General features: G+C 60.0%; 22 protein-coding genes. 12 read left to right on the forward strand and 10 right to left on the reverse strand.

Annotated elements, in window-relative coordinates; genetic code table 11:
• Positions 1-93 precede the first annotated feature (93 nt).
• The 7 genes from AP059_RS11400 to AP059_RS11425 all read left to right on the forward strand — a co-directional run bounded on the left by AP059_RS11400 (position 94) and on the right by AP059_RS11425 (position 7712).
• Positions 94-618, forward strand: coding sequence for an RNA polymerase sigma factor (locus AP059_RS11400; protein WP_165599929.1), 525 nt, complete (start codon positions 94-96; stop codon positions 616-618).
• Complete coding sequence (locus AP059_RS11405; RefSeq protein WP_059765325.1) at positions 615-1592, forward strand: FecR domain-containing protein; 978 nt, start codon at positions 615-617, stop codon at positions 1590-1592. Before AP059_RS11400 ends, AP059_RS11405 begins: the two co-directional genes overlap by 4 nt.
• Before the next feature lie 120 nt (positions 1593-1712).
• Complete coding sequence (locus tag AP059_RS11410; protein ID WP_059765327.1) at positions 1713-2708, forward strand: acyltransferase domain-containing protein; 996 nt, start codon at positions 1713-1715, stop codon at positions 2706-2708.
• Between the two features lie 426 nt (positions 2709-3134).
• Positions 3135-5549, forward strand: a complete 2415-nt coding sequence (locus AP059_RS11415) for a TonB-dependent receptor (RefSeq protein ID WP_059765329.1) — start codon at positions 3135-3137, stop codon at positions 5547-5549.
• A 173-nt stretch (positions 5550-5722) separates the two neighbouring features.
• The gene (locus AP059_RS11420; RefSeq protein ID WP_059765331.1) at positions 5723-6835 is read left to right on the forward strand and encodes a PepSY-associated TM helix domain-containing protein; all 1113 of its coding nucleotides are present in this window, start codon (positions 5723-5725) and stop codon (positions 6833-6835) included.
• Positions 6832-7008 carry a hypothetical protein gene (locus AP059_RS22470; protein WP_165599930.1) on the forward strand — a complete coding sequence of 59 codons (177 nt, stop codon included), beginning with the start codon at positions 6832-6834 and terminating at the stop codon, positions 7006-7008. The genes AP059_RS11420 and AP059_RS22470 overlap by 4 nt, the downstream gene beginning before the upstream one ends.
• A 77-nt stretch (positions 7009-7085) precedes the next feature.
• Positions 7086-7712: a glutathione S-transferase family protein gene (locus AP059_RS11425; protein WP_059765333.1), complete on the forward strand. Its 627-nt coding sequence runs from the start codon at positions 7086-7088 to the stop codon at positions 7710-7712.
• Here AP059_RS11425 and rloA2 read toward each other — a convergent pair.
• Entirely contained in the window at positions 7709-8209 is a 501-nt protein-coding gene (gene rloA2, locus AP059_RS11430) for a retropepsin-like aspartic peptidase RloA2 (protein WP_059765335.1), read from the reverse strand. The genes AP059_RS11425 and rloA2 overlap by 4 nt on opposite strands.
• Positions 8210-8413: 204 nt before the next feature.
• Between rloA2 and AP059_RS11435 the strand changes: the two genes are divergently transcribed.
• Positions 8414-9301 carry an acyltransferase gene (locus AP059_RS11435; RefSeq protein ID WP_048364185.1) on the forward strand — a complete coding sequence of 296 codons (888 nt, stop codon included), beginning with the start codon at positions 8414-8416 and terminating at the stop codon, positions 9299-9301.
• 2 nt (positions 9302-9303) lie between these two features.
• Here AP059_RS11435 and AP059_RS11440 read toward each other — a convergent pair whose 3' ends face one another.
• Positions 9304-9861 carry a DUF2780 domain-containing protein gene (locus tag AP059_RS11440; RefSeq protein WP_059765337.1) on the reverse strand — a complete coding sequence of 186 codons (558 nt, stop codon included), beginning with the start codon at positions 9859-9861 and terminating at the stop codon, positions 9304-9306.
• Between the two features lie 199 nt (positions 9862-10060).
• Here AP059_RS11440 and AP059_RS11445 point away from each other — a divergent pair, with 199 nt between their 5' ends.
• From AP059_RS11445 to AP059_RS11455, 3 genes are all read left to right on the forward strand, one after another.
• Positions 10061-10696, forward strand: a complete 636-nt coding sequence (locus AP059_RS11445; RefSeq protein ID WP_059766187.1) for a sigma-70 family RNA polymerase sigma factor — start codon at positions 10061-10063, stop codon at positions 10694-10696.
• Positions 10693-11367, forward strand: coding sequence for an anti-sigma factor (locus tag AP059_RS11450; protein WP_059765339.1), 675 nt, complete (start codon positions 10693-10695; stop codon positions 11365-11367). Before AP059_RS11445 ends, AP059_RS11450 begins: the two co-directional genes overlap by 4 nt.
• Before the next feature lie 94 nt (positions 11368-11461).
• Positions 11462-11971 carry an anti-sigma factor domain-containing protein gene (locus AP059_RS11455; RefSeq protein WP_059765341.1) on the forward strand — a complete coding sequence of 170 codons (510 nt, stop codon included), beginning with the start codon at positions 11462-11464 and terminating at the stop codon, positions 11969-11971.
• 45 nt (positions 11972-12016) lie between these two features.
• On the opposite strand, the gene fdhA is transcribed toward AP059_RS11455, so the two are convergent.
• From fdhA to AP059_RS11485, 6 genes are all read right to left on the reverse strand, one after another.
• Positions 12017-13213: a formaldehyde dehydrogenase, glutathione-independent gene (gene fdhA, locus AP059_RS11460; RefSeq protein WP_048364180.1), complete on the reverse strand. Its 1197-nt coding sequence runs from the start codon at positions 13211-13213 to the stop codon at positions 12017-12019.
• Between the two features lie 83 nt (positions 13214-13296).
• Entirely contained in the window at positions 13297-14154 is an 858-nt protein-coding gene (purU, locus tag AP059_RS11465; protein WP_048364179.1) for a formyltetrahydrofolate deformylase, read from the reverse strand.
• An 83-nt stretch (positions 14155-14237) separates the two neighbouring features.
• A complete protein-coding gene (locus tag AP059_RS11470) occupies positions 14238-14870 on the reverse strand; it encodes a sarcosine oxidase subunit gamma (protein ID WP_059765343.1) in 633 nt (210 codons plus the stop codon).
• A 53-nt stretch (positions 14871-14923) separates the two neighbouring features.
• A complete protein-coding gene (locus AP059_RS11475) occupies positions 14924-17941 on the reverse strand; it encodes a sarcosine oxidase subunit alpha (RefSeq protein ID WP_059765346.1) in 3018 nt (1005 codons plus the stop codon).
• On the reverse strand, positions 17938-18270 hold the full coding sequence (locus AP059_RS11480; protein WP_059765347.1) for a sarcosine oxidase subunit delta: 333 nt from the start codon (positions 18268-18270) through the stop codon (positions 17938-17940). Before AP059_RS11480 ends, AP059_RS11475 begins: the two co-directional genes overlap by 4 nt.
• 14 nt (positions 18271-18284) lie before the next feature.
• Complete coding sequence (locus tag AP059_RS11485; protein WP_059765350.1) at positions 18285-19535, reverse strand: sarcosine oxidase subunit beta family protein; 1251 nt, start codon at positions 19533-19535, stop codon at positions 18285-18287.
• A 233-nt stretch (positions 19536-19768) separates the two neighbouring features.
• Between AP059_RS11485 and AP059_RS11490 the strand changes: the two genes are divergently transcribed.
• Positions 19769-20809, forward strand: coding sequence for a threonine aldolase family protein (locus tag AP059_RS11490; protein ID WP_059765352.1), 1041 nt, complete (start codon positions 19769-19771; stop codon positions 20807-20809).
• 53 nt (positions 20810-20862) lie between these two features.
• On the opposite strand, the gene AP059_RS11495 is transcribed toward AP059_RS11490, so the two are convergent.
• Together AP059_RS11495 and AP059_RS11500 are read right to left on the reverse strand one after the other, a co-directional pair.
• A complete protein-coding gene (locus AP059_RS11495; RefSeq protein ID WP_048364173.1) occupies positions 20863-21165 on the reverse strand; it encodes a cell division protein ZapA in 303 nt (100 codons plus the stop codon).
• On the reverse strand, positions 21162-21392 hold the full coding sequence (locus tag AP059_RS11500) for a hypothetical protein (RefSeq protein ID WP_048364172.1): 231 nt from the start codon (positions 21390-21392) through the stop codon (positions 21162-21164). The genes AP059_RS11495 and AP059_RS11500 overlap by 4 nt, the downstream gene beginning before the upstream one ends.
• Positions 21393-21512 lie beyond the last annotated feature (120 nt).

The raw sequence follows: 21512 nt of genomic DNA on the forward strand, positions 1-21512 counted from the left end.
CTTGTCGGCCATCCGATGAGCGTCAATTGCGCATGGCTTTTGCCTCTGACACAATCGCGAATAATTATCGTTAGTTAAAACTTGCATTCGGTGATGCCTTTGTCGTCAGTCCAAAATCCCCACAGTGAGCTGGTTGGATCGCTTTACCGCGACCATCGCGGCTGGCTGCTGGCGTGGTTGCGGCGCAACGTGGCCTGCCCGCAACGGGCTGAAGACTTGAGCCAGGACACTTTTGTACGCCTGCTGGGCCGCACCGAACTACAAACACCGCGCGAGCCGCGCGCCTTTTTGGCCGCCATCGCCAAGGGCCTGCTGTTTGATTACTTTCGCCGCGCCGCACTGGAGCAGGCTTATCTCAACGAGTTGATGCTGATCCCGGAGGCCGAGCAACCGTCGCCCGAAGAACAGCAACTGATCCTTGAAGACCTCAAAGCCATCGACCGTCTGCTGGGCAAGCTGTCGAGCAAGTCTCGCGCCGCCTTCCTTTACAGCCGCCTCGACGGCTTGACCCACGCCCAAATCGCCGCACGCCTTGGCGTGTCGGTGCCACGCGTGCGTCAGTACCTGGCCCAAGGCATTCGTCAGTGCTATATCGCGCTGTATGGCGAGCCGACATGAGCCAGGCCAACACCAAGCCGGTTTCGGCCCGTGTACTGGACGCCGCCATTGCCTGGCAATTGTGTCTGGACTGCGGCAACGGCAGTGAGGTCGAGCAAGCCGAATTCGCCAAGTGGTACGCCGCCAGCGAAGAACATGCCCGGGCCTGGCTGCAACTGGGCATGCTCGACCATCGTTTCAGCACCGCCAGCGTCCCGGCCCGCAATGCATTGCTCAAGGCCCGCAACAGTGCGCACCAGCGCATGCGCAAAATCGGTGGTGGCGTGGCGAGCCTTGCGCTCGTGATCGGGCTAACGCTGTTCGCGGGTAAAAACTACTTGCCGGTTGATTACTGGATGGCCGACCAACGCACCGCCACCGGAGAACAGCGCGTACTGAGACTGGCCGACGGCACCTTGATCAACCTCAACACCCACAGCGCCGTGGATGTGCGATTCGACGACAAAACCCGCCTGATCGTGCTGCACGAAGGCGAAATCATGGTGCAGACCGGCCATAACGACGCTCGCCCGTTTATCGTACAAACCCGCGATGGCAGCCTGCGTGCGCTGGGCACACGGTTTTTGGTCAAACGCGAAGACGACGGCACACGGCTCAGCGTCCTACAATCGCGCGTTGCTGCCCGCCCGCAAAGCAGCGCCGACGAAACCCTCTACAACGAAGGCCAACAAGTGTTGATGCACCGTGATGGCTTGGGTCAGATGTTCGCCGTCACCCCCGCAGCAGACGCCTGGACCCACGGTATGCTGGTGCTCGACAACGTGCGACTGGCTGACATGGTGCGCGAACTCAACCGCTATAAACGTGGCCACTTGGGCGTTGACGACGACGTGGCCGACCTGCGCATCACGGGCAGCTTCCCGCTGAACAACATCGAACTGGCGCTCAACGCCTTGCTGCCCACCCTGCCCGTGCAAATCAAGCAACACACACCGTGGTGGATCACCGTCAGCGGCAAACCGCAGGTCCATTAATCGGCGCGGCACTACCAGTGATCGCTTTATCGCCCCTTGACCGGCCATGACGCAGCCTTGTGTCTATGCTCGCTTTCGCGCTGCTCAAAGCGCGAACACTCAATAGCCGAGGAAGGATCCATGCCGCTATTACCTGAGATCAACCGTCGCCCCATCGTCTTTTTATACCCCGGCCAAGGCAGCAGCCCTCAAGGCATACTGCAAGAGTTGTATCAACTGAACGCCGACATACAAAACACCATCGACGCAGTGCTCGACGCGGTCGACAGCGTGGTTCAAGAACGCCAGCAACAAGGTCATGCCATTGCCCCCGACATGCTGCGCGAGGTACTGCTAACGCCGGACACGGGGGCGTCCTTGCCCTATGGTTTGAATCAGTTGGCGCTGTATACGGGTGCGGTGGCGTTATCGCACGTCTTGCGCCGCTCAGGCTTACAACCCAAGGCGGCACTCGGAGAAAGCTTTGGCGAAATCGCCGCGCGTGAATGTGCAGGCAACGTCAGCATTACCAACGGAGCGCGCATGGCCTGTGCGCTCAACGATGCTTATCGCCCAGTGCTGAACCAAGGCAGCATGCTGTTGGTCAACGCCAGCGAAGAAAAAACCCGCGCCACGTTACGTAAAATCAATCACCCTGATCTGGCGCTAGCCACTGTCAATTCGCCGACCCACACGGTAGTCAGTGGCTCTCATGACGCACTTCAAGCCATGATCGATGCCACGCAACCGGGTACGCCACCTCCGCGCAAACTCAACATTGCGTATGCCTCTCACCATCCGCAACACACAGGCGTCCAGCAAGAAGCGCTTCGCACCATGCCAGGTATTCCACGGTCACCACTGACCCTGGCGCTCTATTCCACCGTGCAACAGCGGGCATATACCGTTCAGGATGATTTGATCGCAGGGTTTATCGACAACACCATCAAACCCTGCCATCTGCCCAACACGCTGAACGCATTAGTCCGTGACATAGCAAACCCGCTGTTCATAGACCTGGGCAGCAACGGCTACATGGCCCGCTGCGTCAGCAAAATATTACCCGGCGCGCAGACGTATGCGCCCTTGACCCAGAACGCCATCGACCTGCGCACCCACCTCAGCGGTTTGCTGTAGTCGCTGACGAGTAATGCGAGGCTGCGTCCGGGCGCGTAGCGGTCGTAAAACCATTCACCGCAGGCAATCGGACGTCGCCTTCGGCAACGGCTACACCCACCTCAGCGGTTTTCTGTAGTCGCTGACGAGTAATGCGAGGCTGCGTCCGGGCGCGTAGCGGTCGTAAAACCATTCACCGCAGGCAATCGGACGTCGCCTTCGGCAACGGCTACACCCACCTCAGCGGTTTTCTGTAGTCGCTGACGAGTAATGCGAGGCTGCGTCCGGGCGCGCAGCGGTCGTAAAACCATTCAACCGCAGCTTTAAAATCAGCAACGACGACAAGGCTCAACCTGAATACAAATAATTTTCGATCAGCCCTATCACTTTTCCAAACTCGTTCGGCATAGAGGCATTGAGAAACATTTCCATTCAGGAATTCGCCGAATGTCCCGTACCCTCGACACGTTATTGCGCCCCAGCTTGCTCGCCATTGCCATTGCCCTGAGCGCTCCGCTGACCAGTCCCGCGCTGATGGCCGCCGAACTCAGCGCAACCGCGCGCAGCTACAACCTGCCTGCCGGGCCTTTGGCGTCGACACTGAACCAGATCGCCAGCCAGGCCGGGATCACGCTGGCGATTGACGCCTCGTTACTGGCGGGCAAAACCTCAGCCCCGGTCAACGGCCAGTTCGAGCCGACCACGGCGCTGCGCGAGGCGTTGCAAGGGAGTGGTTTGCAGTTGCAGCAAAGCGCCAGCGAGTCGTACACGTTGCTGCCTATCGAGGAAGGCACCCTGACCCTGGGCGATGTGAATATCAACGCCACAGCGGTGGCCGAAGGTTCCGAAGCCGCGGGCTATGTCAGTGAAAACGTCAACAACGTCGGCGCACTGGGCGGGATGAAGCTGCAAGACACGCCGTACTCCATGAGCGTGACTTCGCAAGATTTTCTGAAAAATACGCAGGCCACTTCGCTGGATGATGTGTTTAAGCGCAACCCGTTCACCCAGGTGTTTTCCCCCACGGGGGCTGGTTATGCCAGCGCCGTGAACATCCGGGGCTTCAGCGCACCGGGTAACTTGAGCATTGCCAACGATGGCCTGCGTTTCTCAACCTTGGCCGACGCCGGTAACTTTCTCGAAGAAACCGAGCAACTGGAAGTGGTCACCGGCCTGACCGGGTTTCTGTATGGACCTGCATCGCCAGGCGGCTTGGTCAACTACGTGCTCAAACGCCCCACCTACGAAAACTATCGCAGCGTGACGCTGGGCAATGCCGGTGGCGATAACTATTACCTGCACGGTGACTTCGGCGGCAAGATCGACGACGAAGGCCAGTTTGCTTATCGCTTGAACTTGCTCACCCAAGATGGCGAAACCGCCATCGATATGCAAAAACGCCGTCGCGAGCTGATCAGCCTCGCGGTGGACTGGAACGTCAGCGACGACCTGCAAATCCAATTCGACGCCTCGCACAAAAAAACGCAAGTGCGCGGTTTGACCAGCTACTGGTACTTCAGCGATCAAGCGCTGCGACCGCGGGCCTCAGTGCTGGACAACGACAAGCTGTACAGCCAGCGCTGGTCATTCTCGGACAACGAAACCGACAAGGGCGGCGTCCGCGCCAAATGGCGCCTGAACGACACCTTTACCTTGCGCGCTGCTTTCTCTGCTCAAAAATTCACCGAAGAAAACACCTACACCGGCCCGACGGTCTCCAGCGCGGGGGTCTATACCCAGCCGCTGTATGCGTTCGCCCCCATCGAGCACCAGGAAAATTCCGGTTACCTGTTCCTGGATGCTGCGTTCAACACAGGCGCCATCGGCCACAAGATGACCTTGGGTTATCAGGGCAATAACGCGCGTATTCGCATGTACGAAGACCACATCCCTACAAACGGCACGCAGTATGGCGACGTCGGCGGTGGTGCTTTGCCTTTCGGCACGTCAGAGCAAGTGAGCAAACCCGCATACTCCGTAGGACATGGCAACCAGCGGTTGTCGAACACCTCCCAGACCAATAACTTCCTGATTGGCGACGTCATCACCTTCAACGATCAATGGTCGAGCATCCTGGGCGTGACCCGTACCCAGATCAAGTCCTATGCCAACGACTTCGTCTACTCCGCCACCGACAAGAAAACCCGTTACGACGCCAGCAAAACTTCGCCCAGCGTGTCTTTGATCTACAAACCCGTGCCGTGGCTGACCACGTACGCGACTTATATTGAAGGCTTGCAAGCAGGCGGCACCGCACCGTACAACGCCATCAATGTGGGTGAAATCTTCGCGCCACAAGTCAGCAAGCAATACGAAGTAGGCGCTAAAGCGACCGTGGGCGAAACCTTGTTCACCCTGGCGCTGTTCAACATCGAAAAGCCTAACGGCTACCTCGGTGAGTCGATGATTTACAGTGAAAGCGGCAAGCAGGTGAACAACGGTCTGGAGTTCAGTGTCACCGGCAAGGTCACGCCTGAGCTGACCGTGGTCGGTGGTTTCACCTTGCTCGACCCGAAAATAAAAGACGCCAACGTCAAAGCCAACGACGGCAATGCGCCGGTGGACGTGGCCAAGCAACTGGCCAAGGTGTACGCCGAATACGACATCAACGCGGTGCCCGGTCTGGCATTGACTGGCGGTGCGTTCTACACCGGCAAGCAATACACCGACGAAGCCAACGACTATCAGTTGCCCTCCTTCACCACCTTTGACGCCGGCGCGCGGTATCGCATGAAGGTGTCAGAAAATGACCTGACCTTGCGCATGAACGTCAGTAACCTGGCCAACAAAGATTACTGGCTCAACAGCCACTACCTGGGCGATCCACGCACCGTCCAGTTCTCGGCGCAGCTAGAGTTCTAAGCAGCCTCGCCTGAATTCCTAGCCGTTGCCTAAGGCTGCGAGCGGCTGAGTCGCCGTAAACTCAGGGGCCGCTGAGTGCCAGTTAAACCTGGCACTCAGGTTTTACGAGCGCTTCGCAATCGAACACAGCCTTCGGCAGCGGCTACGACATGTCGCGTCATTTTTGGAATGTCATGAAAAGCAAAACCATCCGCCGCTGGTCTTTTATTCATACCTGGACCAGCCTGATTTGCACCGCGTTTTTGCTGTTGCTGGCATTGACCGGTTTGCCGTTGATTTTTCACCATGAAATCGATCACTTGCTCGGTGACAGCCCCCAGCTTCGGGAGATGCCCGCCGACACGCCACGCCTGAACCTGCAACAACTGGTCAAGGCTGCCGAGGCCCACAGGCCGGATGAGGTGATGCAGTACTTTGGCAGTGAAGACGACGAGCCAAACGCGGTGATCGCCATCATGGCCGCCACCGCAGGCACCGAACCCAACTCGTCGCACACGTTCATGCTCGACGCCCGTACCGGCGAGGCGCTGGAGATGCCGTCGGCCAATGGCGGCATCATGATGGTGATGCTGCGCCTGCATGTGGACATGTTCGCCGGGCTGCCCGGCAAACTGCTGCTGGCGTTCATGGGTATTTTGTTCGTGCTGGCAATCATCTCGGGCGCGGTGCTGTACCTGCCCTTTATGCGCCGCCAGACCTTCGCCACGGTGCGCACCGACAAGTCCACCCGCCTGCGCTGGCTCGACCTGCATAACCTGATCGGTGTCGTTACGCTTACCTGGGCGTTGGTGGTGGGTGTCACCGGCGTCATCAGCGCCTGTGCCGATTTGATCATCGCCGCGTGGCGCACCGACAGCCTCACCGCCATGGTCGAGCCGTATCGCAACGCACCGCCGCTGACGCACCTGGCGCCTGCCAATCGCCTGCTGGACATCGCCGCCGACGCCGCCCCCGGCATGCGCCCGGACTTCATCGCATTCCCCGGTACACGTTTTTCCAGCGAGCATCATTACGCGGTGTTCATGAAGGGCAGTACGCACCTGACCTCCCATTTGCTGACGCCGGTGTTGATCGACGCCAGCACCCTTGAGGTCACGGCCGTAGGCAGCCGGCCGTGGTACATGGATGCGATGGGCATGTCGCAACCGCTGCACTTCGGCGACTACGGTGGCATGCCGATGAAAATTCTGTGGGCGGCCCTCGACCTGTTGACTATCGTCGTGCTCGGCAGCGGTCTGTACCTGTGGTGGGTACGGCGCAAAGCCGCAAAGGAGGCCGCGCGATGAAACCGCGTCAATCCAATTTCTGGAAAGTGTTTTCCATCCCGCTGGCCATCGGTTTGCTCAGCGCGATGGGATTATTCAGCGCGCTGCTCGATGACGGCGCCTGGGATGTATTGAGCTGGATCGGCCTGGGAGTACCGGTGTGGATTTGCGCGCGTGGCCTGCTCAAGCGCTGAATCGCGCGCCGGTTTTTTTGGCGCGCCGCTCTGTCAGTGTCTAGGCTAATTCGATCCACCCTTGTCGAGTCAGCACCATGTCCCTACCGAGCATGACCCTGTTCAACAACCCGGCCTCGCCCTTTGGCCGCAAAGTCCTGGTGATGCTGCACGAGACCGGCCAGCAGAATCGCGTCACCCTGCATCCGGTCACGCTCACACCCACCGCCCCCGATGCGGCGCTCAACTGCGCCAACCCGCTGGGCAAACTGCCCGCACTGCAATTGGCAGACAGCTCGGTGATTCACGACAGCCGGGTGATCCTCGACTACCTCGATCAACAACACGTCGGGAACCCGCTGATCCCGGCCATCGGTGCGGCGCGCTGGCGGCGTTTGACGCTGGCGTCCACGGCGGACGGGATCATGGATGCGGCCGTGCTGATGCGTTATGAGCGCGGCTTGCGCCCCGTGGAAAAACAGTGGGACGACTGGTTCAACGCGCAGGCTGACAAAATCCATCGGGCGCTGGCAGCCCTTGAGCAGGACGCCATCGCCGAACTGGCCAGCCACTTCGATATTGCGGCCATCAGTCTGGCCTGCGCATTGGGTTATCTCGACCTGCGCCTGCCCCAATTCGACTGGCGCACGCCTAATGCGCAGTTAAGCGCGTGGTACGCCGAGGTGAGCAAGCGCCCTTCGATGCAGGCCACGCGGCCTGCTTAGCAGTCCGGCTTGTCGGCGGTATAGCGACGAGCCGGGTTGACCGCCGCTCCAAACTCTCGCAGCGCCTTGGCGCCAATCAACAGCGGGTAGTTGAAGCTGCTGCGGTCCGTCAGGTTGACCTCGACCGTGCGTTTGACATCACCCAGGCACATTTCCAGGTCGACCACCGGGCGCTTGGCGCTTACCGGTTCGTCCTTGTCTTCATCTTCGTCGGCGCGACTTTTGATTTTGCTGATGCGCGCCACTTTGTGCTCGTACACCTTGCTGCTCGCGCCTTTGGTTGCGAGTACAAAGCGCACCCACTCTTCACCGTCACGGGTGAACAACTCGATGTTTTTGGCCGACAACGAAGCAGTCAGGGCGCCGGTGTCCATTTTGGCCTGAAGGGTTTCACCGATCTCCGGCAGCTTGATGTATTCATAACGCCCGTACAGCGTCGGCTCTGCGGCCATCACCGGCAAGGCCAATACGGACAGCAAGGCAAGAACGGATTTCATGAGACAGCTTCCTTTTGAGGGGGGCAGTGTTCACGCCATCGGTGGGCGCGAGCGGGGGCATGCGCTTCAGACAGCCCGGTAGGTCATAGAGTTGCGTGGCGTCAGGTTAACCCAACCGGTGTGAAACATTTGTCAGCACACCGATTTGGCGTTATGCGGTGCGCTGCTTATCATTGGCAATCCTTAAACGTTCAAGAGTTGCTTATGCGCCGCCTGCTCACCGGCTGTTTGGTCACCTTATTGTTACTGTGCAACACCTTAATCCTGTTCGGCCCGTTGATGCTGTTTGCCGTGTTCAAACTGCTGTCATCAGGCCGCCTGCGCGACCTCAACTCGCGGGCAGTGATGTGGATCGCCGAGACGTGGTCCGAGATCGACAAACGCATTTTCGCGCTGTGCCTGCCTACGCAATGGGACATTCGCGGCGCCGAAGGCTTGAGCCGCGATACCTCGTATCTGGTGATCAGCAACCACCAGTCGTGGGTGGACATCCCGGCGCTGATGCAGGGGCTGAACCGGCGCACGCCGTTCTTCAAATTCTTCCTCAAGAAAGAGCTGATCTGGGTGCCGTTTCTGGGCCTGGCGTGGTGGGCGCTCGACTACCCCTTCATGAAGCGCTATTCCAAAGCGTTTTTGGCCAAGCACCCGGAACTCAAAGGCCAGGACCTGAAAATCACCCAGGCGGCCTGCGAGCTGTTCAAGCGCCAGCCGGTCACAGTGGTGAACTATTTGGAAGGCACCCGTTTCACCCCGGCCAAAAGCGCCCTGCAACACTCGCCCTACACCTACTTGCTCAAACCCAAGGCGGGCGGCGTGGCGTTTGTGCTGGCGGCGATGGGTGAACAACTGGATGCCGTGCTGGATGTGACCGTGGTGTATCCACAGGCCAGGATTCCGGGATTCTGGGAGTTGATCAGCGGGCAGGTGCCCAAGGTGATTGTCGACATTCAGACCCGCGAGCTGGATCCGGCGTTGTGGCAGGGTGATTACGAGAACGACCCGGTGTTTCGTGAGCAGATCCAGAGCTGGGTCAACCAGCTCTGGATCAAGAAAGACCAGCGCATCAGCACTTTGCGTGCCGAGCGCGGCTAACGTTAAACGCCCCAGGCGCTGCCCAGTTTGCTCAGCAGCGAAGTGCTGACGTTCTGACCTTTGAAGTAGTCCAGCAGCACCGGTGCAAACTTGGCCACCATACCGTCTTGCATGCCCAGCGCAGTGAAGGCGGCATTCAATTGATCGGTGTTGGCAACGTTGCTGACGGCGCTGGTTGCTGTTTCGGATACGCCCTCAGATTTACCCAGCAAACCGCCAAGCTGGCTCAACTGACCCAGCGCGCCGGCACCGGCCAATTTGTTAATCCCCGGCACTTGCTTGGCCAGTTCGCTGTAGTCGGAGCCGCTCAGCTGGTTTTTCGCAAGGCTCAGCATTGCACCCACGCCACCGGCCGCTTGCTCTGGCTTGACGCCCAGTTCATTGACTTTGCTCAGCATCTGTACCGCTTGCACTGATTTGTCAGTGGAGGCGCCATTGCTATTTGCGCCTTGCACCTGGGCCGCGACGTTCGCCACATCACCCAGGCTGAAACCCGCAAACACAGGGCTTGCCGCCACAGTCATCAATGTTGCCAGTGCTACGCCGCTCAACTTTTTCATCAATTCAACCTCTAGAACCTAAAAAACCGCTCGCCAGCAGGGAGCAGCAAAACTGTGGTTTTGACTCAAAACAATGGCCGTTGTTCCCAAGTGCCACTATCGAATCGACCGGGCGCCAATCTTAGTGGAAAAAAAACCCGAATGTCCTGCATCCAATTGATGCGCGATGTACGTATATCAAGGCAGTGAGGACTCAGCCATGAATGGAACAACCGTACATCGTGGACTACGCTCAGGCATCAATTGGCTCAATGCCTCAGCCTCAATGGACGGGAGAACGGTTATCAGCCTCGCCGACGCCGATCATCTGCAACAGTTATTGGCCCAATGTTCGCTGGGCAACCGCCGCGCCTTTGAAAGCCTTTATCGCACTGTCGCCCCGCGCTTGCATGCGGTGGCGCTGCGTTGCATGAGCGGGCGGCATGATCTGGCCGAAGACGTGCTGCAAGAGAGCTTTGTGCGCATCTGGCATAACGCTTCACGCTACGAAGCGCACCTGTCGGCGCCGCTGACGTGGATGACCCACATCACCCGCAACCTGGCCATCGACCAACTGCGCAAACACCGTGAACTGCCGTTAAGCGACCCGCAACAGGCGGCGCTGGCCGATGACAGCCCCGACGCCCATACGCAGCTGGACAGCAACCGTGAGGCCCATGCACTCAATCACTGCATCGAGCAACTGGATGCCATGCAGCGCCAATCCATTACCATTGCTTATTTCCATGGGCTTAGTTGCAGCGAGCTGGCCGATCAGTTGCACGCGCCGCTGGGCTCGGTCAAATCCTGGATTCGCCGGGGCATGGAACGCCTGCGCAGGTGCCTCGAAGCATGAATTATCAAACGCCAAGCCTGCGCCGGGCGCTCGCAGCCGATTACGCCATCGGCCTGATGCCGCCCCTGGCGCGCAGACGCTTCGAACACTTGCTGCTGGAAGATGCGGCCCTGCGCGCTGAACTCGGCCGCTGGCACACTCACCTGATGAGCCTGAGCCAGCCACTGACCGAACACCCGGTGCCCGAGCAAGTGTGGCAGGCCATCGTGGCGCGCATCGAGCCGCAAAAGCTCCACGTTCCGCAAAAACGCCCGTTCTGGAACAGGCTGCGACTCAGCGCTGCTCTCTGTACCCTGGTCATAGCCCTGAGCGTGGGCGTGCTCTATACCCGCGACAACGTGCAGTACAACGCCACCCTGCTCAGCGGTACGGCGCAGCCGGGCCTGCGGATCGAAGCCCACGCCGATTACCTGCGGGTACAACCGCTGCAATTGGCCGCCATCGAGCCTGGGCGCAGCCTGGAGCTGTGGGCGCTCCCGGTGGAGGGCAAACCGGTGTCGCTGGGGCTGATCCCGACCGGGGGCGAGGGAATGATCGGCCTGAGTGACAGTCAGCAACAATTGCTCAAGGCATCTGTGGTGCTGGCCGTCAGCCTGGAGCCACGCGCAGGGTCGCCGACCGGGCAGCCGACCGGGCCGGTGCTTTACCAAGGCCCACTGGCGGCACTCTAGTCGCCGTCGTGACCTGTCAGTTCTGACAGCTAGGCACCTGTCACAAACCGCTGGATGCTAAGCGCTCAGCCGGCTTGTTTCACAGGACTTTTACATGTCGACCGCGCCTCGCCTCACGCTGTACCACAACCCCTACTACAGCTCGTTGCGACAGGGAGCCACGCCTGAAAACGCCGCAAAAAAAACCGCATGGCGGCGTATGTCTGTCTGGGTTTATGCCAGCCTGCTGATCGGGGTGTTGGCGCTGATCGTGATCTGGCAAAACGAGCGCCTTCAACGCCAGGTCATGTTGTTGGACGCCAATGCCCGACCCGTGATCCGCGTCGACATTTACAACGACTACCTGAAGATGTATCCCCAGCAAGCCATCATGACCGCCAAAAGCAGCGATCTGGAGCTGTGGGCTTTGCAAGACAATGCCAGCCCGGTGTCTCTGGGGCTGATCTCACCCCAGACCGAGGACTGGGCAGGCATCAACTTCGTGCAGCAAAAAAGCCTCAAAGGGGCGCGCCAACTCGCTATTACCCTGGAACAACGCGGCGGCGCCAAACATGGCCAGCCGCAGGGCCCAACGTTGTACATCAGCACGCCACTGCGCGAATGAGCCGTAACAGCGAGCACGCTCACTGTTGCGACTCAGTGTTGCGCTCTAGGCGCTGAACAGGCGGTGCGGGTCAATCACAAACTTCTTCGGCACCCCGGCATCAAACTCGCCGTAGCCACGCGGCGCGTCATCCAGGCTGATGACCTCAACCCCCACAATGTCGGCAATTTTAATGCGGTCCCACATGATGGCCTGCATCAGTTGGCGGTTGTATTTCATGACCGGGGTCTGGCCGGTATGGAAGCTGTGGGATTTGGCCCAGCCCAAGCCAAAGCGAATGCTCAGGCTGCCCTTCTTCGCGGCGGCGTCTACGGCGCCCGGATCTTCAGTGACATACAGCCCCGGAATACCGATTTTGCCCGCCACCCGCACCACGCCCATCAATGAGTTGAGCACCGTGGCCGGGGCTTCGTGTTTGGCGCCGTCATGCCCGTGGCCACGAGCCTCAAAACCTACGGCGTCTACCGCGCAATCCACTTCGGGTTCGCCCAGCAGCTCAGCGATTTGCTCATGCAGCGGCGTGTCTTTGGACAGGTCGGCAATCTCAAAGCCTTGCGCCTTGGCATGCGCCAGTCGAATCGGGTTCACGTCCCCGACAATCACCACGGCGGCACCCAGCAAACGCGCCGACGCGGCCGCCGCCAGCCCAACTGGACCTGCGCCTGCAATGTAGACCGTGCTGCCGGGGCCAACACCCGCGGTGACGGCGCCGTGGTAACCGGTGGGCAGAATGTCCGACAGGCAAGTCAGGTCGCGGATTTTTTCCATCGCCGCATCGCGATTTGGCAACTTGAGCAGGTTGAAATCGGCATACGGCACCAATACATATTCAGCCTGACCGCCCACCCAATCGCCCATGTCCACGTAACCATATGCGCCGCCGGGACGGGCCGGGTTGACGGTCAGGCACACACCCGTGTTCTGCTCCTTGCAACTGCGGCAACGTCCGCACGCTACGTTGAACGGCACCGAGACCAAATCACCGACCTTGAGATGTTCCACATCGCGCCCGGCTTCGATCACCTCGCCGGTGATCTCATGGCCCAGTACCAGACCGGTTTGCGCCGTGGTGCGCCCGCGCACCATGTGCTGGTCAGAGCCGCAGATATTGGTCGACACCACCCGCAGAATCACGCCGTGGTGAATCGCTTTGCCTTGAGGGTTTTGCATCTTGGGAAAAGGAATGGATTGCACCTGGACCTGTCCATTGCCCAAATACACCACGCCGCGATTGTCAGCCATCGAGTTCACCCTTGTTGTTATTGAGAGGGGTGATCGGCCAGCCGCAAGCCGATCTTCTTGCAGCTTAGTTGGCGAAGCGGCGCCTACAGCACCACCGTACGACCTCCATTTAGGAAAACGCGCCGCTCAATGTGATAGCCCACGCCCCGGGCCAGTGTTTGCGCCTCGATATCGCGGCCTTTGGCGATCAGGTCTTCGGGGTAATGACTGTGGTCTACCGCTTCCACGCCTTGAGCGATGATCGGGCCTTCGTCGAGGTCGTTGTTGATGTAATGCGCGGTGGCGCCGACCAGTTTCACCCCCTTTTCATAGGCTTGGTGATAGGGCTTGGCGCCCTTGAAACCCGGCAGCAACGAGTGGTGAATATTGATCGCCTTGCCATCGAGCTTGCGGCACAGCTGGGGTGACAGCACTTGCATATAGCGGGCAAGGATCACCAGTTCGGCGCCGGTGTCCTCGATCACCTGCCAGACCCTGGCCTCTTGGGCGAGTTTGTCGTTCGGATCGAGGGCGAAATGGTGGTATGCAATGCCGTGCCAGCGCGCCAGCGGCTCCAGGTCGGGGTGATTAGAGACCACGGCCACGACGTCCATCGACAACTGGCCGATGCGCTGGCGATACAGCAAGTCGTTCAGGCAGTGGTCAGACTTGGACACCATGATCAGCACTTTGGGCCGGTAATGCGGGGGGATGAGTTCGGACACCATGTTAAACGCATGACCACGTTCGGCGAGGCCCGCACGAAAAGCGTGTTCATCGAAGCCGTCAGGTTGGCGGAATTCGACGCGGATGAAAAAACGCCCGGAGCGTTGATCGTCGAAGGAATGGTGCTCGGTGACGTAGCACTGATGCTCAAACAGGTGGCGTGTGACTGCATCGACGGTGCCGAGCCTGCTGGGGCAATCGGCAGTGAGAATCCAGGTATCCGGGGCGCGGCTCATGCAGGTTTCCTTGTGGGGGTCAGGTGAAAAAGCAAAATCCCCTCTTCCTCCGCGAGAGGGTTGGGGTGAGGGCCAGCCGTCACTCAGGTCTCAACCCTCAACCCATATTCAGCCGCCGCATCTTGCAACCATAGCCACCAATACTGCGAGAAGCTGCGCCGAATCAGCAGCTCCCACGTGTCTTGCGCGGTATGACGAATCACCAGCTGCGACTTGGCAAACACCGTGCCCACCGCCTTGCCCTCCGGGAAGTTGTCGGGGTGCACGTCGTAGCTGGTCGACTTCATCAGTACCTCACGCACCTTCGGCCCGCTCAGCTCCAGCAATTGCTGGCCGCCACTGACATTCACCACGCTGATGTGCAGCCCGGCCAACGCGTGGCGCAGGGCTGTTTCAAGCGCAAATTCCTGGCCGCCCGGCACGATCAGTAGCCATTCATCCGGCCCCATCCATTGCACTGACACCTCGCCCGCCACCGCCAGCGTTAGCGCCACCGGCAACTCAAGGCCCAGCACGTGATGCACCCCTTGGCTAAACGCCGGGTCTCGGGCGTCGCCACGCAAGGTCAGATGGCCCAGCAGTTTTTTCTCGCGCACGATCACGCCGGGTTGTTGCGCGCCCTGGCCGATCAGGTTGGCCAGGGTGCTGTGATGCAGTGATGACTCGGCTTTGGCCGCCGCGTCCGGGCGCTGCTGATATACGTTGGCTGTGGTCATGAACTCACCCGTTGCAAATGTTGTGGTTGGTCGCGCCTGCACACATCACACACTCAAATATTCTGCCGCTCGCCCTTGGGATCGAAAAACACCGAAGACACAATCTCGGCTTCGATCACGCGGCCATCCGCCAACGGCGCAAATACCCGCTCGCCCATGCGTTTGAGGCCACCTTTAACCACGCCCATCGCAAATGAATACCCCAGCGAGCCGCAGGTGTAGCTGGAAGTCACGTGGCCCACCATGCTCATCGGGATCGCCTGTTTGGGGTCCAACACCAGTTGCGCGCCTTCAGGCAGCCATTGCCTCGGGTCGACCGGTTTAAGCCCCACCAGTTGTTTGCGCTGTTCACGCACGCAGTCTTGGCGGTTCATGCCTCGCCAGCCAATCCACGAAAACGGTTTGGTGCGGCCCACGCACCACCCCATGTTCAGGTCATCGGGGGTCATGGAGCCGTCCGTGTCCTGGCCGACGATGATGAAGCCCTTCTCGGCCCGCAAGACGTGCATGGTTTCAGTCCCGTAAGGGGTCAGGTTGTAGGCTTTACCCGCCTCGACGATCTTCTCCAGCACGCCCATCGCGTAATCGGCCTGAATGTTGATTTCGTACGACAACTCTCCGGTGAACGAGATGCGGAACACCCGCGCAGGCACACCCCCGACCCGACCTTCTTTCCAGCTCAAAAACGGGAAGGCTTCACGGTCAAGATCAATGTCAGTCACCTCACTGAGCAATAGGCGGCTGTTGGGGCCAGACAAGGTCAGGGTCGCGTAGTGGTCTGTGACCGAGGTGAAGTACACCTTGAGGTCCGGCCATTCGGTCTGTTGATAAATCTCCAGCCATTGCAGCACGCGCGCCGCGCCACCGGTGGTGGTGGTCATCAGGAAATGGTTATCGGCCAGGCACGCGGTCACGCCGTCGTCGAAGACCATGCCGTCTTCTTTGCACATCAGCCCGTAACGCGCTTTGCCCACGTCCAGTTTGGTCCAGGCGTTGGTGTAGATACGGTTCAAAAATTCGCGCGCATCCGGGCCCTGAATGTCGATTTTGCCCAGCGTGGAGGCATCCAGAAGGCCCACGCTGTCTCGCACCGCCTGGCACTCGCGCTTGACGGCGGCATGCAGGTCTTCGCCACCGCGCGGGAAGTACCACGGGCGTTGCCACTGGCCGACGTCTTCAAATGCTGCGCCTTGCTTGACGTGCCAGGGGTGCAGTGCGGTGTAACGCACCGGCTCGAAAAGAGGGCCGCAATGACGCCCTGCCACGGCACCAAAGGTGACCGGTGTGTAGTTGGGCCGAAACATGGTGGTGCCCATCTGCGTGATGCTCACGTTCAGCGAGCGCGCAGCGATGGCCAGCCCGTTGACGTTGCCAAGCTTGCCCTGGTCGGTGCCAAACCCCAGCGCGGTGTAACGCTTGACGTGTTCCACCGACTCAAAGCCTTCACGGGTCGCCAGTTCGATGGCTGCCGCCGTGACGTCGTTTTGCAGGTCGACAAATTGTTTGGGCGCTCGCGCGGTGCCCTTTTCATGCGGCACCTGAAACAGCGCCAGCGTCGGTTCTTCGTAGTGTTTCAGCGCTTTGGGCAGCCCCCCTTCGACGGCTTTAAACCCGGCTTCGCTGGCCGCGCGCACGCCGCCTTCAAAACCGTCAGCCAGTGTGTCGCCGAGGCTGTAGACGCCATTGATACCGCCCACGCACACGCGCTTTTGCGGCGCTTCACCGGGCACAAACCCGAGGATGTCTTCACGCCAGATCGGCCTGGCGCCCAAGTGCGAGGCCAAGTGCACCACCGGGCTGTAGCCGCCCGAGGTGGCAATCAGATCGCAGTCGAGCATCTCGCCGGGGCTGGTCACGCGGTGGGCTTTGAGGTCAATTGCCGCCACCCGCCCGCCGGTTACGCGCTTGCTGCCCCGGGCTTCGATCACCGCGCTACCGGTCAAAATGCGGATGCCTTTAGCCCGCGCTTCTTCGACCAGCGCACCGCGCGGGTTGCTGCGGGCATCGGCAATCGCGACCACTGGCAAACTGGCATCGAGCCAGTCCAGCGCCACACGGTAGGCATGATCGTTATTGGTGCTCAGCAGCAACGTACGGCCCGGCGCCACGCCGTAGCGACGCACATAAGTGGACACCGCCCCGGCAAGCATGTTGCCCGGTACATCGTTGTTGCCATACACCAACGGCCGCTCACAGGCGCCGGTGGCCAGCACCACGCGCTTGGCGCGCACCCGATGGATACGTTGACGTACCTGGCCGGCCGGCGCGCGGTCGCCCATGTGGTCGGTCAATCGTTCGTGAATCGTCACAAAGTTGTGGTCGTGATAGCCGTTGACCGTGGCACGCGGCAGCAACACCACGTTGGGCAATGCGTTGAGTTCGGCCAGCACGCTGGCAACCCAGGCCATCGCCGGCTTGCCGTCCAGGCTTTCGCGACTGTCGAGCAAACTGCCGCCGAACGCTTCCTGCTCATCGGCCACGATCAGCCGGGCGCCGCTGCGCGCTGCCGCCAAGGCCGCCGCCAGCCCCGCAGGCCCGGCGCCGACGATCAGCACGTCGCAGTGGTGGTTCATGTAGTCATAAGTATCCGGGTCATTTTGCGTCGGCGAACGGCCCAAACCTGCCGCCTTGCGGATGTACTTTTCATACGTCATCCAGAACGACTTCGGATACATGAACGTTTTGTAGTAAAACCCCGGTGGCATCAACGTGCCACCGACTTTGCCCAAAATGCCCATCATGTCGGTGTTCACGTTGGGCCAGCCGTTGGTGCTGGTGGCCACCAGGCCCTGATACAGCGCCTGCTGCGTGGCGCGCACGTTGGGGATTTGCGTCGCCTCGGTGGCGCCGATTTGCAGCACCGCGTTCGGCTCTTCGGCGCCCGCGGCATAAATACCCCGTGGCCGCGAATATTTGAAGCTGCGCCCAATGATGTCGACACCGTTGGCCAACAGGGCGGCGGCCAGGCTGTCGCCTTCGTAACCTGAGTAGGGTTGGCCGTTGAAGGTAAAGGTCAGCACTTTGCTGCGATCCACACGGCCGCCATTGGCCAGGCGATGGGTCTGGCTCATACCTTTTCTCCCTGCACGCGGGTGGCAGTCGCGGTCGCCGGGGACCGCTGTTCAGTGAATTGCGGCGCGGTACCTATGGGGTAGGTTTCCAGTATTTCGTAGGTCACGGTATTGCGCGTGGCGTTGAAAAACTGACGGCAACCGGCCACGTGGTTCCACAGCTCGTGGTGCAGCCCGCGGGGGTTGTCACGAAAGAACAGGTAGTCGCCCCACTGCGCGTCGGTGCAGGCATCAGGGTCAAGCGGGCGAGGAATGTGCGCCTGACCGGCCGCGTGAAACTCCTCTTCCGAGCGCAGTTCGCCGCAATGAGGACAGAAGATATGCAGCATCGGTGTTTCTCCTGTTAGTGAGCGACCGCGGCGGCGCCGTGTTCGTCGATCAACGCGCCGTTGTGGAAACGTTCGAGGCAGAACGGCACCGCCAGCGGGTGCATTTCACCGGTGGCCAAACTGGCCGCAAACACATGGCCCGAGCCAGGCGTGGCCTTGAACCCGCCCGTCCCCCAGCCGCAGTTGAAGAACAAGTTAGGCACCGGCGTTTTGGAGATGATCGGGCAGGCGTCGGGGGTGGTGTCGACGATGCCGCCCCATTGACGGTTCATGCGCACACGGGACAACACCGGGAACATCTCAACAATCGCCTGAATCGTGTGCTCGATCACCGGGTACGAGCCGCGCTGGCCATAACCGACCCAGCCATCGATGCCCGCACCGATCACCAAGTCGCCCTTATCGGACTGGCTGATGTAGCCGTGCACCGCGTTGGACATGATCACGCTGTCGATAATCGGTTTGATCGGCTCGGACACCAGCGCTTGCAGCGGGTGCGACTCAATCGGCAAGCGAAAGCCTGCCTGGCGCGCCATGTGCCCGGAGTTACCGGCGGTGACCACCCCCACGCGTTTGGCGCCAATAAAGCCCTTGCTGGTCTCGACGCCGATGCACACGCCGTTTTCCTTGCGAAAGCCCAGTACTTCGGTTTGCTGGATCAAGTCCACCCCCAGCGCATCGGCCGCCCGGGCAAAGCCCCAGGCCACCGCATCGTGGCGGGCCACACCGCCACGCCGCTGCACGGTGGCGCCCATCACCGGGTAACGGGTGTTTTTAGAGCAATCGAGGTAGGGGATTTCGTCTGCCACTTGTTGCGCGTTGAGCAATTCGCCGTCCACGCCGTTCAGGCGATTGGCGCTGACACGTCGCTCTGAGTCGCGCATGTCTTGCAGGGTGTGGCACAGGTTGTAAACGCCGCGCTGGGAGAACATGACGTTGTAGTTGAGGTCTTGGGACAAGCCTTCCCACAGCTTCATCGCGTGTTCGTACAAGTGCGCCGACTCGTCCCACAAATAGTTGGAGCGCACGATGGTGGTGTTGCGTGCGGTGTTACCGCCGCCCAACCAGCCTTTTTCAACCACCGCCACGTTGCAGATGCCGTGGACTTTGGCCAGGTAATACGCCGTGGCCAAACCATGCCCGCCGCCGCCGACAATCACCACGTCGTAGAGCTTTTTTGGCGTGGGCGTGCGCCACATCTTTTGCCAGTTTTCGTGGTGGCTGAGGGAGTGTTTGAACAGGCCGAAGCCTGAATAGCGTTGCATAGGCTGTACTCCCGGCGCCCGCGCGCCATGGTCGGTGAGGGCTTGCCCTTTAAGACCGATGGTAGAGCTGGCGCGGGGTGACCAAATGCCCAAGGACGCCACGCAAGGGTGCATTTACGACATGCACCCTCAAACAGTTCCTTGTAGGGTATTTCCGGGTTTTAAACCGCAACTGTGCACTCGCGGGTTTCTTGGCTAAAGTGCACGACAATCTTCGACCATGGAACCGGGAAATGACTGACAAGAGCCAACAATTCGCCAGCGACAACTACTCCGGTATCTGCCCCGAAGTCTGGTCTGCCATGGAAAAAGCCAACCACGGCCACCAACGCTCTTACGGCGATGACGAATGGACGCTGCGCGCAGCAGATGACTTTCGCAAACTGTTCGAAACCGACTGCGAGGTGTACTTCGCGTTCAATGGCACTGCCGCCAACTCGCTGGCCCTGTCATCACTGTGCCAGAGCTTTCACAGCGTGATCTGCTCCGAAACCGCCCACGTTGAAACCGACGAATGCGGCGCGCCCGAGTTTTTCTCCAACGGCTCAAAACTGCTGATCGCACGCACTGAAAACGGCAAGATCACCCCCGAGTCCATCCGCGAAATCGCCCTCAAGCGCAAAGACATCCACTACCCCAAGCCACGCGTGGTGACCATTACCCAGGCCACAGAAGTGGGCAGTGTCTACCGCCCCGAAGAAATCCGCGCCATCAGCGCCACCTGTAAAGAACTGGGCTTGCTGCTGCACATGGACGGCGCGCGTTTCTCCAACGCCTGCGCGTTCCTCGGTTGCTCGCCTGCCGAGCTGTCGTGGAAAGCCGGGGTCGATGTGCTGTGCTTTGGTGGCACTAAAAACGGCATGGCGGTGGGCGAAGCGATTCTGTTCTTCGATCACAACCTGGCTGTGGACTTTGACTACCGCTGCAAACAGGCCGGGCAACTGGCGTCGAAAATGCGCTTTCTGTCAGCGCCGTGGGTCGGCCTGCTGGAAAACGACGCCTGGCTTAAACACGCGCGCCACGCCAACCACTGCGCACAGCTGCTCAGCGAGCTGGTGAGTGACATTGCAGGGGTGGAGTTGATGTTCCCGGTAGAAGCCAACGGTGTGTTTTTGCAACTGTCGGAACCGGCTGTTGCCGCGCTGACCGCCAAGGGCTGGCGTTTCTACACCTTTATTGGCAAAGGTGGCGCACGGTTCATGTGCTCGTGGGACACCGACGAAGCCCGCGTACGGGAATTGGCAGCCGATATTCGCGAAGTCATGGCAGGCTAAGCCCCCCGTAGCCGCTGCCTCCAGGCTGCGGCTACGCAGAGCGTGGCGAATTCTCAGGACTGCCCGAGCGTTCGCTCTATCACATCGACCGTGGCGCTGACTTGCTCTTGATAACGGTCGAGTTCCTGCTTGTGGCTCAGTTGCAGTTCAATCTGTTGCGAACACAGATTCAATGCTGCCAGCACCAACAGCTTGTCCCCGATCAGGCTCGGGTACTTTCTTTTCGTTTCGGCCAGGGCGGCTTTCAACATGACTGTGGCGGCCATCAGGGTCTTTTGTTCCCCCTCCGGTGCCTTGATCGTGTAGTCGTTACCCAGAATCGAGACGACATTTACACCGTCTCTGTCCACGCTCATGCGTTGACAGGGCTCACGCTTACGCGCTCAACCAATGCCTGAATGCGGGCTGCGGTGGCGCCTTGCTTCTCTTCCTGTTCCATCAGGCTCAATTGCAGGCTTTCGTTTTCGTCTTTGGCCTGGGCCAGTTCGGCGCTCAGCTGCGTGTTGGTGTCCAGCAGCTCTTGCTTTTGCTGAACCAGGTCGCTGACCAGTTGTTCCAGTTTGCTAAGGGATGACTCAATCATGGGGAAGATCTCAAGCAGTTTCAGAGGGCGCGTACGATAAAGAAAAGTCACCTTCTAAGCTAGGGTTATTCAGGCCCAAAGGCCCGATTTAGCGCGGGGCGACCTTCCTTTGCCCCTTAA

This window comes from Pseudomonas sp. TAA207 (assembly GCF_001529285.1).
In the GTDB taxonomy this organism is placed as follows: Bacteria; Pseudomonadota; Gammaproteobacteria; order Pseudomonadales; family Pseudomonadaceae; genus Aquipseudomonas; species Aquipseudomonas weihenstephanensis.